Raw genomic sequence first — 13,495 nt, forward strand, 5'->3', positions numbered from 1 at the left:
GCATTGCACGCACAACTCAGCGTCGAACACGAGTCATGGCCGAACACGACTTCCGCTACACCCTGCTCAACCCCGCCCACACGCTCACCGAATGCCGCGCACTGGCGCCGGGCCGCTATCAGGTCACCGGCAATGGCGGTTCGATTCGCAGCGGCGACACCCTGCTGGTAACCCTCAAGGGCAGCCGCGACCTTTCCCAGCGGCTGACCGTTGAAAAGGTCCGTCACCTGATCAACCCGCCCGGGCAATGGATGGCCGTGGCCAGCGGGCCGGTATTTCGCGAGCTGGCAATCCATAACTGGCAGGTCGACTGCAATGGCTGCGGCAAACAGCTGGCCTTCGAGTTCGCCGTCGACGCGGCACTCGGTGCAACCGCACAGGCCCCGGCTGCCGAAGCCCGTATCGCCGAACTCGGCTGGGCCAGCCGGGACGGTCAGCATTTCTGCCCCACTTGCAAGGAAGCTCGATGATGCACCGCTACACCATCCCGTTGCTCGCCATCACGCTGGCCGCCTCTGGCTGCGCCGTGGAACCGCTGACACTGCAGAACGACGTCACCTACGTCGCCGAGTGGATTGGTGATGAAGCGGTGGTCGGCCGCACGCCGGTTTCGCTGACCCTCTCGGCCGAGCGCGCCTACGGCAATGCCGGCTGCAACCACTGGTTCGCCAGCTATCACCTGGAAGGTGAAACCCTGCGCTTCGAGAACATCGGCAGCACGCGCAAGATGTGCATGCCAGAGCTCATGGAGCAGGAGCAGCGCTTCCTCGATCTGCTCAGCCGAGTCGAGCGCTGGGACGTGTCGAACATCGACCAGTTGCGCCTGTGGCCAGCAGAGGGCGCGCCGATCCGCTTCTGGCCCGACCAGAACTGACGCGCCACAATCGGGCACAGCCGTCGGCGCTGCACCGAATCCTAGCAAGGACCGTTACCTCGACCCGCCGAGCAATCGTGGCAGCGCGACCGCCGCCAGGTAGATCGCGCCCTTGGCCAGGCCACCGAGACTGAAACGAAACTGGCACACGCAGTGCATAGACTCTAGCGACCAGTTTCGGGGACCTCGGTACAGGCAGGCCGGGAATCCCCTCTTTTATTCGTAACGCCCGACGGCCGCTCACTGAGCCGCTCACATACCGCGGTAGATCTCGCGACGGAAGATCAAAGGTCGCGGGCCAAGGTAGATACCAAAGCTGGCAAGGCCCCGACTCGCCTCGCGCCCCTTGCCCTGCCAGTCATACCAGAGCCATTCCGGCACATCGGGAAACCCGATACGAGCTTCGCCGGTGGCTTCCGGCCTACCGATCACCAGGCTGCCTTCATACCCCGTCTGTCCGCCGTCGATCTGAAGGCTCTTACTCGCCAGGTTGCCCACCTGTTCGAATGCCTGCGCGTCCCCCCAAATCGGAGCACTGCAGGTATCACCGCCTTCAGGGAGAAAGATATTCGATGCCTGCCAGGTCTCGATGACCCAAGGCAGGCTCAAGTCCTGCAACTCCGAGCCATGGCCGTTGCCGATGCGCAGCCGGCCCAGGCGGAACTCGCTTTGATCCAGGATTGCCTCGGAATCCTGGCAACCGCTGCCGTTACAGACACCGTCTCTGTCGGTCAGCTCTTGCGCAGTGAAGCGCAAGAGCATCTGGAATGGATGATCATCGGCATCCGGTTGCTCAGCGCGAAGGTAGCGTAACCAACCCGCATCCCAGGTATAGGTGCGCTGCCCGTCACCGTCGTTATCCCCGCTCTGGCTGGGCACGAGGTCTTTGACGGTCTTCCAGGTCAGCGCCTCCGGCATGCCCTTTCCCTGGTCCAGTCGAGGGGTGAGGTCCAGATTCCCGTCAGCCGCCAACCAACTCGGGGCTGGGCTGCTAGCGAAGCCCCAGAAGCCATCGAAATCGTAGTTCTCGGTGCGGTACTCCGCCCCGTCGGCAACGCCGTAGCCGGTGATCGTCAGCGCAGGCGGCGTAGTCACGGCGACTGGCTGATCCTGATAGCTGAACACGCCGCACCCCGCCTTCAGCGCGCCCTCGATTCTTGCCTTCAGGTATCGCGGGATGAACCGCCCGATCGGAGCCGAATCGCTGGCTGGCACTGCCACGCCGAGATAGGGAGGCGGCTCAACGCGCAGGCGAAAAACGCCAACCTCCGAGAGCGCAACATCCTGGACAACCGTTCCATCCCAGTTCGCTGGCGATCCGGATGGCAGATGATCGTAGTGCCCGTCTACCGGTGCGAGCACCCGTCCAACCACCCCACCGATAAGCGGAGAGGGGGCTAACACCACCGGGCGAAGCTGCAGCTGATCCTGTCGATAGTTTCTTGTCGTGCTCGCCTTACATATTTCGCCATCGGCACGCCAGGTTACCGGTCTGATCGTTGTTGAAAACGCCTGCCCAACCTTTCGGAACACATCGCAGCTGCTGTCTCCCGCCGAGCAGGTCTGCGATGGCTCGATGCAGAACCCCGCCGGTGTAGAAACGAAGTCATCGCTGCCGCTCATCGGCCCGCTGTCACCCTCCTCCGCGCTGCCCGGATAGTAGGCGTTGAGCAGCATTCGGCCGGCTTCGGCGTAGTTCACGTCGAGCGAGGTGGCGCCGTTCTGATCGAAACGAAGCGCGAACGGCCGAGCCTCTGCAAAGTTCTGCCCGACCGATTCGGCATTCACCTGAACCGGTTTCGAGCTGTCCGACAGCTCGCTGACTGACGGAGTGACGAAGCTGCTCCAGAAACGCACCTCACGCGTGCTGTCGGTGAACGCCGGCTCGCAGCGTGGGCTTCCTTCGTCACCGACGTCGATGACCGCACGCATGGGCACAATTGACTGCCCGCGACCGGCCTGCATATCCGGAACATCGAAGATGAAGCCGCTCTGCGCGAAGTTCAGCAGGCAGTCGGAAGAAAGCGGTGCATCGCCAATGCGGCAAAGTGTCGATCTAAAGGCATCGGGCTCTGAAGCGTGGACGGCCAAGGGCATCTGCAGCTGTAGCCCCTGCAGCTTAAAGGTCCCTATGCCGCCTCTGAGCGTCTGCTGATTGCCGCCGAGCCAACCCTCCCCCCTGAGCGTTACCGATACGTCACCCCGGTAGGGCTGGCAGGCCCCGGGTGCTACGTTGGTACAGGCCATAAGCGTGACGGTTTGGGGGCTGCAGGTATGTGCCAAGGCACTGGTGATGAACTCGAAGTGATCAATGCTTGCTGGCGTGCCACACCAATGGCGCGCTGCCATCTGCCTCTTGTAGTCATCTATTGTCCAAAGCCCTTGCTGTAACCGAACCTCGTCGATCGATCCGACCAGACCACTTGGATCACCTGCGATGACAAGAGGCGCAGTGTCGTTCGGAGTTGAACCAAACAAGAATGTCTCACTGGATACCGACTCGGCAGTTCCATCCAAATAGAGTGCCCCTTCTAGCCTGTCTATGCCTAAGAAGACGACCGTTAGTTTGAGCTGAAAGCCTACATGGACCCACTTACCAATCGGGAGTGGACCAGATTCAACGGTCAAAGCCCTTCCGCCGAACCAGGTAGGTGCTCGCGAAGTTAGTACCAACCGCCGTTGGTTATCTAACTCAAGCCTGTATGTAGCTCCCTTCGTAAATACGGCGACGTTACCGCTCGGCGTTGCCTCCACCTTGAGCCAGAAACTCGCACTCAATTCACGCTTGAGATCAAGTGAGTCGTGATCTCGTACCCATACCGCGCTTGCGGGCGCATCGAATCGCCCATATCGACACGTACCTTCGCCCAGACGATCCACGGGCCAGGCCGGGTCAACCCCGGCGGTAACCGCCCCGCCAAGCACCTGGATGTCGAACGCCCCTCGCCCGGTATTGGCCGGTACGCCCCAGCTCGCCTCGTCGAAGCGCAGGTAGAGCGGAATGTTCTCCGAATCCTGGCAAAGGTCGCCTTGAGCAAAGGCCGAGGCGGCCACCTCGTCGTAGGTAATGGTGTCCTTGACCTTGGTATCGATGCTGCCTTCGGCTGTTAGGGCGCCCTCTATGTGGGCGCTGGGATTGGCGGTGACATCGCCGGTCACATACACCAAGGCATTGATATCGTTCTTGGTGCCGATGCTCAGATTGCCGCGCACGACAATCAGCAAGTCGGACGCCGAGCCGTTCGGGTTGATTCTGCTATGCGGCGCGAGCTCGAGATCGCCATCGACGAACATCCGCACAGGCCGGCCGGCCGTTACCGAGATGGTCTTGCCATTGTCCAGCTTGCCAGCGTTGTAGAAATAATCCCCAGCCGTGGCGTACGCCGCGCCGCGGGAGGGAAAGGGACCGTAGGCCTGGCGATCCATTACGGCAAGGTCTAGTGTCGAACCTGTGTCGGGCGTTGCGTCCTGGGGAAAGACATTTGAACAGAGCGCCGCCGACGCGGTTGGGCTGCCCAGACAGGCAATAGCGAGCAAGCAGAGCACCGCGAGCGACGATGTTTTCACCCGCATCCAGCCCGCCAGTCTCCGCCAGCTGCCCCGTGTTCTCTCGGGCATGTCAGTCATCCTTTTCCACGACGGCACTCAACTGCCGATACACATAATCCGGGCTGCCCGGCGAGGCGTATTGTGCGCTGGCCTGCAGCGAGATGAAGCGCAGGCTACGGTCTTCCTCAGGCAGGGAAACGGTAGTAGCGGACTTGTCGCACTTCACCTCTACCTTGAAGCCCTCCAGCATGAACTGATCTTCACAAGAAAGATCGGCCATTGCCCTATGGATCCCCCACTCAATCCCGGCCCGCGCTGCCTGATAGGCCCGCGCCTGCTGGATCGCCATGCTGCTGGTGGCGCTCTGGGTTGCGGACATCCGCGCCATGGCCGCGACCGCGCCGGCGATGACGATAATGACGAACATCGCGGCGACTAGCCCGAAGCCGCCCTGGCGACCCTGTAGGAAGGAAGAATTAGGGCGCATTATCGACCTGGACCTGCTGCAAGAGGGTGATGGTTCCGCCAGCGCCAGTCAGTACCAGTTTGAGCGTCACAAGGCCGTTGCGCGTGTTGTTGCCGGGGTCGTAGCTGAACTCGCTCTGGCCGCAATCGACACGATCGACCAAGGTGGCGGCACCGGAATAATCAGACGCGGCCAGTTCGCCAAATTCAGCGCGCACCAGCGAACCATTTCGGCATCGATAGCCGACGACCCGGTCGGCCAGAAAAAACCGATGTTGCGGAGAGGCAAACTCGAAGCGGAAAGCCGAGAGGTCAGCCTCAAGCACGCCGTTCTTCCAGGTGAAGGACTTGGGTGAAATCGGCGAAACCGCCCCATCGACGGGCTCGGGGCGCCCGACGAGCGAACCGGTGTTATAGATAATCAGCCAATGCTTGTTTTCTCCGCTATCTGCCGGCGCTATCGGGCTGAGGATATCGATCACGCAGCGGCCGGATGTCTGCGTACAGGCCGGTGGATCCTGACGTGGCCCATCGGACACAGGCAGATTGGCCCGATAGCGTCCTGCGGCCGCAATCGGAACGAGCCTGATTTCATCGCCCGTGTTGGCTACAAGGACGGAGTTTGGTACGGCTAGCCGAATGTCGCGCGCCATCCGGTTGAGCGCGATCGCCGCCCGATCGGTCAGTTCGGCCCGCTGACTATTGTCGGCGAAGCCTAGCAACGGCCGCGACATGACCGTACCGACCATCACCGCAACGAGTCCGGCCAGCGCGATCACCATGATCAGCTCGACCAGCGTGAACCCATTGGTACTGCCGACGGTTTGCCTGAAGCCCTTGCGGGAGAATGCCAAGCCAGCGCCCGCAAAGGGCGCTTCTCGCCGACTGTGCTGGCGCCCCGGCGCTCGCATCAGAGGCATAGGTCATTCCCCGCCGCATCGTACTCGCCGTAGCAGGTGCGCCAACCGGAGAGCTGTAACGACTGGTTCTGCGGATCGGTCACCGTCACCTCGATGCGGGTGGCGTCAACACCGTTCAGCTTGGCAGCACCATCGACCGACAGCGCGACCGAGTAGCCGGCCAGTTCGTTAACCGGTTCGCCAGCAAGATTCCGCGGGGCAGCGGGCGATTGCGCCGCGCTGCTCAACTGCGCGTAGGGCAACGCCAGCGCCGTCGACAGATAGCTTTCGGCGATCATCACGCTCTGCTGGCGCAGCAGCGGATCGGCCGAGCGCGCGGTGATGCTGGCCATGGCGGAAAACAATGTCGCTGCGGCGATGCCGATGATGACGATAGTGATAACCAGCTCGACCAGAGTCATGCCGCGTTGAGGTCGGATCACGGCTGGTACCTCGGTCCCGTGACGCGGCCGTAGGGTGGAAAACCGCGCAGCGTTTTCCACCGCGGATTCGGATTATGACCGGTGGCATAAGGCACGCTCGTGGATGGGTGAAGCGTCATCCACCCTACGTTGAAGCCCGCTAGGCTGTGGAGGCAAATGGCGGCGACGTTTAATGCGCATCGAAGCAATGACCGGAGCGTACCGATACTCTGCTCGTTGGGCTTCGCAGGCTCAACCCAACCTACAGACCGGAATCGAGTCATTGGCCCACCTCGATAAAGCCGGTGGCGGCGTGCACGGTGAAGGTGTGGCTGCCAATCGTGGCCACACACCGCCCGCCTGGGCAGGCTTCGTTTACGCTACCGAGGGAATTGAAACTTATGGCGAGTGTTTTAGTGACAGCAACGCCAGTCGGCAGCGACTTAACGTAGTCGTTTCCGACAGACATAACACCGCAATCACCGCCGCTGTAACTCAATGAATATCCCGAAGCATCGACTTGAAAGGCAATTGCGCAACCACTCGCCACTGCCAGTTTCTGCCCATAGCGAACAGTTGAGAGCACTTCCTCGAAATAAAAGCGTTCATCGAAGACCTTGCGGTCGAAAAAGCGCGGAGCGGCCACGGCGGAGATAATGCCGAGAATCACCATCACCATGATCAACTCGACGATCGTAAAACCGCCCTGTTTAACCATTAGCCGGTCCTTTCATCGAAGCGGATTGGAGCCTGGAATCAACCAGCCTCCGGAAATTGTGCAACCCGGCCCAAAGCCGGGTTGCGATCTAGAATTGTAGGAGGGGTGCAATCAGCATAACCGAGACGAAATTGCCGCCAACGACGGGTTGCACCCGCCCAACATGGTTAGACAATTAGCCACCACAGTTTGCCTCAGTTAGTGCAGCAGAATTGATAGTCGGAGCCGAGTCAACTTCTGGATCAGTACCGTTAGCAGCAGTAAAATTAGTCGTGTAAGTAAACAAACAAGCAGCATTCGACGTAGAAGCCACCGTTAAAGTGCTACCAGTAGCAGTAACTTCATAATCTGCACCACCCTGCTCCAACTGTGCTGCAGCACCAATTCCTGCCATGCTTGCGGCAGGGTAAGTCCCCGCCATTGCAATCGAGGCACCTTCGAGCGTTATTGAGTTACTTACTGGCGGGGTAATAAGAGCCGAAGCATGTGCTATAGCGGAAGCAGATTTAACAGCACCAGCCAAGCCTTGCATCGCAGCTACGCGAGCATCAGTTCCAAAGTTCGCAAATCTCGGCAATGCAAACGCCGCCAGAATCCCCAAAATCACAATAACCATAATCAACTCGATCATGGTGAAACCGCTCTGCTGCTTCTTCATAATTGTCGCTCCTTGTTTATGAATCATTGAAAGTTGACGAAGACTTCGCCGGTATTGGCGTTGTATTCGATGACGTCGTCGCCGCCATCGAAGTTGTAGGTGAACAGGCAGCGCGTGCCGTTGGCCGTGGCGGTGAATGCCGGATTGGTGCCGGTCAGGCTCTGCGAGGACGCCTGCAGCAGGTTGCTCCAGAGGTTGCGGCATTCATCGGCGGACATGCTGGTGCTGGCGAGCGGAGTGCCGCTGCGTTCGGTGCCGATGGGCCAGCCAGCGGAATTCACGTCCATCGCACCGTTGCCGTAGCCCTGAACGTTGATCTGGCAGTTGCCGGCCAGGCAGGCATTGCTGCCGCCGCCGCGATTCAGCTCGTACTGGCCGCGCACCAGCGAGACGGCGGATGTGAGCGCACCACCAGCGCTGCGTACGCTGGCGCGGTGGGCGTCTTTGGCCGAGTCGATGAAGTGCGGCAAGGCCACCGCGGCCAGGATGCCGAGGATGGCGATGACCACGACCAACTCGATCATGGTGAAACCCTTGTGTCGTTGCATCTTGCCTCCGTGGCTCCTGTGGAATGTCGCGATTCGTATGTCCATCAACCCCTCCCCTGCGCCGCACTACCCAGCTCCCACATCGGCAGAAACACGCCCAGCGCGAGAACCAGCACCATCACGCCCATGGCCACGATAAGAATCGGCTCGATGGCATCGGCCAGCTGCTTGAGGTCGTAATCCACCTCCTGCTCGTAGAAGTCGGCGACTTCAATGAACAGGTCATCCAGCGCGCCGGTTTCTTCGCCGACGGCCATCATCTGCAGTACCAATGGGGTAAACAGGCCGGAGTTGTGCGCCGAGCGGGTCAGTGCTTCGCCTCGCTCGACGCTTTCGCGGATGCCGAGAATCGCCTGGCCGATATGCTGGTTGCCGACGCTGGCGCTGTTGATCGAGAGGGTCTGCAGCAACGGCACGCCGGCGCGGTACATCATCGCGAAGGTGCGGGTGAAGCGTGCCAGGGCGATGCGTTCGAAGATGCCGCCAACGATGGGCAGGCGCAGCTTGATGCGGTCCCAGCGCAAGCGCCCTGCGTCGGTTTCGATCCATTTGAAGAAGGCGTAAAGCCCACCAACGATGCCCAGCAGCAACAGCCACCAATAGTCGCGCATGAAGTTGGAGGTGCCGATCAGCACGCGCGTGGCCCACGGCAGTTGCGCGTGGAACTGGGCGAAGACCTTGGCGAACGCCGGGATCACCAAGAGGCTGATGACGCCCAGCGCCACCCCCATGGCCACCAGCACGAAGATCGGATAGCGCGTGGCCTGCTTGATGCGCTTGCGGGTCTCTCGCTCCAGTTCGAGATAGGCAGACAGCTGCTTGAACGCCTGATCGAGCTGACCGGTGTTCTCGCCAACGCTGACCATGCTGACGAACAGATTGTTGAACACCTTGGGATGCGCGTTCAGCGCCACGGCCATGGACTGGCCGCTTTCGAGGCTGGCGCGCACGTCCTGCAGGATGCCGCGGAAATACAGGTTGCGATTGGATTCGGCCAGCCCGCCGATGGCGCGAATGATCGGCACGCCGGCCTTGTTCAGGCTGTACATCTGGCGGCTGAAGATGATCAGTTCGTCCAGATCGACACGTTTGCGCCGCAGCTTCTCGCGCAGCACGGCAAACACGTCGACGCTATCGGCCTGGGCACGCTCCGCATCGATGGTCAGCGGGGTGATCTGCCGTGAGATCAGCTCGCTGGCCACGGCGTCGGCACTGGCACCTTCCAGCGCGCCGCTGACCCGCGCGCCACGCAGATCGCGGCCGGTGTAGCGGAAGCTAGGCATCGCCGGCTGCCCCCCGTTGGCGAGCCGGCCCGGTCGAACGCGTCATGCGCCGCAGCATCATGCCGCCACCTCATCATCGGCGAGCGTCGCGCAGACTTTCAGCACTTCCTCGAGGCTGGTGACCCCGGCGATGGCGTAATCCAGCGCGCAGGCCGCCAAGGGTCGATAGTGCGCCTGCTGGCGCGCGGCCTCGGCGAAGCCCTGCGGATCACCCCGACGAAGCGCGGCGATCATCGGTTCGTCCAGCTCGAGCAGTTCGTAGACGCCAACGCGCCCGGCATAACCGGAGTTGTGGCAATGGTGGCAACCGCTGCCACGCTTGAAGCGGTAGTCGCTGAGCGGCGCGTCGTGCAGGCTCTGCAGCCAGGCCAGCTGGCGCGGATCGGGCGTGTCGTCCTCCATGCAGTTCTCGCACACCCGGCGCACCAGACGCTGGGCCAGCACGGCGTTGAGCGCGGTGGCTACGAGGAACGGCTCGACGCCCATGTCGATCAGGCGCATGGCCGAGGTCAGGGCGTCGTTGGTGTGCAGCGTCGAGAGCACGAGGTGGCCGGTCAGCGCGGCGCGCAGGCCGATCTCGGCGGTTTCCTGGTCGCGGATCTCACCGACCAGCACGATGTCCGGGTCCTGGCGCAGCGCGGCGCGCAGCACGCGGGCGAAGGTCAGTTCGATCTTGGCGTTGACCTGCACCTGATTGACCCGCGGCAGCCGGTATTCGACCGGGTCCTCGACGGTGATGATCTTCTTTTCCGGGCTGTTCAGCTCGGAAAGCCCGGCATAGAGCGTAGTGGTCTTGCCCGAGCCGGTCGGGCCGGTGACCAGTACCATCCCGTGCGGACGCTGCAGCAGGCGGCGGAAGCGCTCGAGCATCACCGGCGGCATGCCGGTCCCGTCGAGCTGGAACATCGCCCCGCTCTGGTCGAGCAGGCGCATGACCACCGACTCGCCGAACTGCACCGGCATGGTCGAGACCCGCACATCGAGGTTGCGGTTTTTCACCCGGATATTGAAACGCCCGTCCTGCGGCAGGCGCTTTTCCGAGATATCCAGGCCGGACATGATCTTCAGACGCATGACCAGCGCCGAGGCGACGCGGTGCTCCTTCATCACCTGCTCGTTGAGCACGCCGTCGATGCGCTGGCGGATGCGCACCACGCCTTCGTCCGGCTCGATGTGGATGTCGGAGGCCTTCATCTGCACCGCGTCTTCGAACAGCGTCTGCAGCAGGCGCACCACCGGCGCGTCGCTGTTGCTTTCACCGAGGCGCGAGAGGTCGAAGTCGCTTTCCTGCAGCTCGCCTTCCAGCTCGCCGGCCAGCGAGGCGATTTCGCTGGTGCGGCGGTAGAGCTGGTCCAGGGCGCCGAGCAACTCGCTCTCACGCACCACCGCCGGGTGGACGCGCTTGCCCAGCAGGCGCTCGATCTCGTCCTGGGCGAAGATGTCCAGCGGATCGGTCATGCCCACCAGCAAGCCGTCGCCCTGCCGCGACAGCACGATGACGCGGAAGCGCCGGGCGACCGCCTCGGGCAGGCTCTGGGTCAGCCCGTTGTCGAATTTGTAATGCTTGAGTTCGACGAAGGGGATCTGCAGCTGTTCTGAGAGCGCGCGCAGCAGCCGGCCTTCGTCGATGAAGCCGAGGTCGAGCACGGTACGGCCAAGTTTGGAGCCGGTGCGTTTCTGATCCTGCAGGGCCAGTTGCAGCTGGGCCTCGCTGATCAGCCCGGCCTGGACCAGCAGGTCGCCCAGGCGGATCTTGCGTTGACGCATGTCTTGCTGGGTCATCGACCATCTCCCAGGGCAGCAGCCCGTTCGGCGGCGAAACGCCGTGCATTGCCATCCAGCCCCTGGCCACGTACGGCCAGCCGATAGCGTTCGGCGGCCTGGGTCGGCTGGTCGAGCTGCTCCAGCGCGATGGCCAGACCCAGCTGCCAGGCGGCTTGCTGCGGTTGTAGCGCGACCAGCTGCCGATAGAGCGCAGCGCTGCCCGACCAATCTCCGACCTGCTGCCGCAATGCGGCCAGCAGCGCGTGATAGCCCGGGTTGGCCGCAAGAGCTGGCGACTTCTGTTCGAGGGTGGCGAGCGCCGCGGCCTTGTCGCCGTCGAGCAGCTGTGCCCGGCCCAGCAGCATGCGCAGTTCGGCATCCTCAGGCCGGGCCCGCAGCTGCCCAGGCAGCCAGGCCATGAGCGCTTCGAGCTGGCCGCCAGCCAGGTAGGCCCGGGCCAACCAGCGCGTTGCCTCCGGGTTGTCCGGTTGTGCCTCGTGCAGCGCTTGCAGCAGCTCGACGGCACGTGGGTAGTTCTGCTGCTGCAAGGCCTGCTGCGCCTCGAGCAACGGGTCCGGCCGGTGGCTGCCGATACGCAGCGATGCCTGCGCGGCAATTTCCGGCGCGGGCACGGGCTCGGGCTCGACGGTCGTTTCGGTGGGCTGCCGCGCAGGTGGCACAACATCGGCGGTCACGGCTTCCGGCACGGTGCGGGTCACCCAGTCGGGTAGATCCACTTGCACGTCGGCGGCTTCGGCCACCGGCAATTCAAGGGCCTCGCTCGTAACCGCCGGTTCGTTCGCCTGCCGCTTCACCTCCAGCCAGAGCTGAGCATGGCCACCGGCCGGCTCGAGGCGATCACGGATGTCGAGACGCTCGGTCAAGCCGAACAGCAGCACTCGCACCTCGTCGCCGCGAGCCTCGACACGCCAGGACAGGCTCAGCCCATCCTGTTCGAAACGTCCGCTACGCGCCTCACCGGCAAGCTCGGCACCAGACAATCGCAGACTGACCGCGCCGCCCTCATCGGTACGCTGGTAACTGACCGGGCGATCCAGCAGCAGCTGCAGCACGAAACGGCCTGGCTCCTGATGCGGCAGCACATCGAGCAGACGTACGACGTCGACCGACGTCGAAGCGGGCACGGCTGCAGGCGCCTCGGCGCGCTCGGGCACCGCCGCCCAGCGTTTCACGGCAAGCCCGGCGCCGGCTGCCAGAACGACGACCACCGCCGCCAACACCGACCAGCGCCTGGCACGCGCCGACCGCTGCCGGCGTAGCGCCGCAGCTTCATCCACCGCTTGCATGCCGATCAGCGGCCCTTGTCCGCCCGATGCGGCGCCGCGGGCTTCCAGATCGCGCAACATGTCGTTGACCAGACTCATGGCTGCACCTCGATCAGGCGCGAGAGCCAAGGCCAAACACCCAGCAACAGGCTCAGGGTGGCGACGCCGGCAGCCATCGCCCAGCGCAGTGGCGACGCGCGCTGCAGGAACGGGCGCGCCCCTTCGGTATCCGCCAGTGCCCTTTGCACGTGACGCCGCGTGATCCGTGGTCGCCCTTCACCGAAGGCGACCATCAGGCATTTGTTGGCGAGAATGTTGAGCACGCGCGGAATGCCGCCGCTGCCCCGGGCCAGCAATCGCACCGCGGCAGGCCCGAACAGCGGGCTGCCCTGATAGCCGGCCAACGTCAGGCGCTCATGCAGATAGCGACCAACATCGCTGGCATCGAGCGGCCGCAACCGGTAGGAAAAGGTGATGCGCTGGCGCAGCTGGCGAAAGCTCACATGGCTCAGCGTCTCGTCCAGTTCTGGCTGACCGAACAACACCACCTGCAACAGCTTGCGCTGCTCCGTCTCCAGGTTGGTCAGCAAGCGCAGGGCCTCCAGCGTTTCCGCGGGCAACGCCTGAGCCTCATCGATCAACAGCACGGTGCTGCGTCCGGCGGCCGCCAGCTCGATCAGCCGGCGATGCAACGCGGTCAGCAGACCGTGATCATCCAGGCGCTCTACATGGGCGACATGCAGCTCATGCGCCAGTGCCTGACGCAACGCCATCGGGCCGAGCGCCGGATTCGGCAGCCAGGCGACCTGATAGCACTCGGCGTCCAGCCGCTTGAGCAGCTCGCGGCAGAGCAGCGTCTTGCCGGTTCCGACCTCCCCGGTCACCTTGATGAAGCCCTCGCCTTCGGCCAGCGCCACGCGCAGCAGGTTCAGGCAAGCCTGATACGGCGGCAGGCGCACCATGAAGCCGGTGTTGGGCGTCAGAGCGAACGGCTTTTCGCGCAGCCCGAAGAATGCCTCGTACATGCGC

At 63.0% G+C, this 13,495-nt stretch carries 13 protein-coding genes; 2 read left to right on the forward strand and 11 right to left on the reverse strand.

What is annotated here, in order from left to right; translation table 11 throughout:
* Window positions 1–35: 35 nt before the first annotated feature.
* Window positions 36–470, forward strand: a complete 435-nt coding sequence (locus OUY36_RS15965) for a hypothetical protein (RefSeq protein ID WP_063542548.1) — start codon at window positions 36–38, stop codon at window positions 468–470.
* On the forward strand, window positions 470–874 hold the full coding sequence (locus OUY36_RS15970; protein WP_063542736.1) for an META domain-containing protein: 405 nt from the start codon (window positions 470–472) through the stop codon (window positions 872–874). The genes OUY36_RS15965 and OUY36_RS15970 overlap by 1 nt, the downstream gene beginning before the upstream one ends.
* 252 nt (window positions 875–1,126) lie before the next feature.
* Here the strand turns inward: OUY36_RS15970 and OUY36_RS15975 are convergent, their stop codons facing one another.
* The 11 genes from OUY36_RS15975 to OUY36_RS16025 all read right to left on the reverse strand — a co-directional run bounded on the left by OUY36_RS15975 (window position 1,127) and on the right by OUY36_RS16025 (window position 13,491).
* Window positions 1,127–4,492, reverse strand: a complete 3,366-nt coding sequence (locus OUY36_RS15975; protein ID WP_267935079.1) for a LamG domain-containing protein — start codon at window positions 4,490–4,492, stop codon at window positions 1,127–1,129.
* Window position 4,493: 1 nt separating this feature from the next.
* Window positions 4,494–4,910: a hypothetical protein gene (locus tag OUY36_RS15980; protein WP_041106890.1), complete on the reverse strand. Its 417-nt coding sequence runs from the start codon at window positions 4,908–4,910 to the stop codon at window positions 4,494–4,496.
* Window positions 4,900–5,742, reverse strand: a complete 843-nt coding sequence (locus OUY36_RS15985; RefSeq protein WP_166082520.1) for a prepilin-type N-terminal cleavage/methylation domain-containing protein — start codon at window positions 5,740–5,742, stop codon at window positions 4,900–4,902. The genes OUY36_RS15980 and OUY36_RS15985 overlap by 11 nt, the downstream gene beginning before the upstream one ends.
* A 56-nt stretch (window positions 5,743–5,798) precedes the next feature.
* Window positions 5,799–6,230, reverse strand: a complete 432-nt coding sequence (locus OUY36_RS15990) for a type IV pilus modification PilV family protein (RefSeq protein ID WP_267935082.1) — start codon at window positions 6,228–6,230, stop codon at window positions 5,799–5,801.
* A 259-nt stretch (window positions 6,231–6,489) separates the two neighbouring features.
* Window positions 6,490–6,927: a pilus assembly FimT family protein gene (locus OUY36_RS15995; RefSeq protein WP_133456440.1), complete on the reverse strand. Its 438-nt coding sequence runs from the start codon at window positions 6,925–6,927 to the stop codon at window positions 6,490–6,492.
* A 175-nt stretch (window positions 6,928–7,102) separates the two neighbouring features.
* Window positions 7,103–7,585: a pilin gene (locus tag OUY36_RS16000; RefSeq protein ID WP_133456439.1), complete on the reverse strand. Its 483-nt coding sequence runs from the start codon at window positions 7,583–7,585 to the stop codon at window positions 7,103–7,105.
* 23 nt (window positions 7,586–7,608) lie between these two features.
* A complete protein-coding gene (locus OUY36_RS16005; RefSeq protein WP_267935085.1) occupies window positions 7,609–8,133 on the reverse strand; it encodes a prepilin-type N-terminal cleavage/methylation domain-containing protein in 525 nt (174 codons plus the stop codon).
* A 44-nt stretch (window positions 8,134–8,177) separates the two neighbouring features.
* Entirely contained in the window at window positions 8,178–9,416 is a 1,239-nt protein-coding gene (locus OUY36_RS16010) for a type II secretion system F family protein (protein WP_267935087.1), read from the reverse strand.
* A 57-nt stretch (window positions 9,417–9,473) separates the two neighbouring features.
* On the reverse strand, window positions 9,474–11,198 hold the full coding sequence (locus tag OUY36_RS16015) for a GspE/PulE family protein (protein ID WP_063542532.1): 1,725 nt from the start codon (window positions 11,196–11,198) through the stop codon (window positions 9,474–9,476).
* The gene (locus tag OUY36_RS16020) at window positions 11,195–12,565 is read right to left on the reverse strand and encodes a tetratricopeptide repeat protein (protein ID WP_267935089.1); all 1,371 of its coding nucleotides are present in this window, start codon (window positions 12,563–12,565) and stop codon (window positions 11,195–11,197) included. Before OUY36_RS16020 ends, OUY36_RS16015 begins: the two co-directional genes overlap by 4 nt.
* Window positions 12,562–13,491, reverse strand: a complete 930-nt coding sequence (locus OUY36_RS16025) for an ExeA family protein (protein ID WP_267935091.1) — start codon at window positions 13,489–13,491, stop codon at window positions 12,562–12,564. The genes OUY36_RS16020 and OUY36_RS16025 overlap by 4 nt, the downstream gene beginning before the upstream one ends.
* Window positions 13,492–13,495 lie beyond the last annotated feature (4 nt).

This window comes from Stutzerimonas sp. R40042 (assembly GCF_026642215.1).
GTDB classification, from domain to species: domain Bacteria; phylum Pseudomonadota; class Gammaproteobacteria; order Pseudomonadales; family Pseudomonadaceae; genus Stutzerimonas; species Stutzerimonas frequens.

What these genes read in the sequence shown, in the direction of transcription:
- OUY36_RS15970 (WP_063542736.1), top strand. Translation starts at nt 470, where the DNA reads ATGCACCGCTACACCATCCCGTTGCTCGCCATCACGCTGGCCGCCTCT.
- OUY36_RS15980 (WP_041106890.1), bottom strand. Translation starts at nt 4,910, where the DNA reads ATGCGCCCTAATTCTTCCTTCCTACAGGGTCGCCAGGGCGGCTTCGGG.
- OUY36_RS16020 (WP_267935089.1), bottom strand. Translation starts at nt 12,565, where the DNA reads ATGAGTCTGGTCAACGACATGTTGCGCGATCTGGAAGCCCGCGGCGCC.
- OUY36_RS15965 (WP_063542548.1), top strand. Translation starts at nt 36, where the DNA reads ATGGCCGAACACGACTTCCGCTACACCCTGCTCAACCCCGCCCACACG.
- OUY36_RS16025 (WP_267935091.1), bottom strand. Translation starts at nt 13,491, where the DNA reads ATGTACGAGGCATTCTTCGGGCTGCGCGAAAAGCCGTTCGCTCTGACG.
- OUY36_RS15995 (WP_133456440.1), bottom strand. Translation starts at nt 6,927, where the DNA reads ATGGTTAAACAGGGCGGTTTTACGATCGTCGAGTTGATCATGGTGATG.
- OUY36_RS16010 (WP_267935087.1), bottom strand. Translation starts at nt 9,416, where the DNA reads ATGCCTAGCTTCCGCTACACCGGCCGCGATCTGCGTGGCGCGCGGGTC.
- OUY36_RS16000 (WP_133456439.1), bottom strand. Translation starts at nt 7,585, where the DNA reads ATGAAGAAGCAGCAGAGCGGTTTCACCATGATCGAGTTGATTATGGTT.
- OUY36_RS16015 (WP_063542532.1), bottom strand. Translation starts at nt 11,198, where the DNA reads ATGACCCAGCAAGACATGCGTCAACGCAAGATCCGCCTGGGCGACCTG.
- OUY36_RS15975 (WP_267935079.1), bottom strand. Translation starts at nt 4,492, where the DNA reads ATGCCCGAGAGAACACGGGGCAGCTGGCGGAGACTGGCGGGCTGGATG.
- OUY36_RS16005 (WP_267935085.1), bottom strand. Translation starts at nt 8,133, where the DNA reads ATGCAACGACACAAGGGTTTCACCATGATCGAGTTGGTCGTGGTCATC.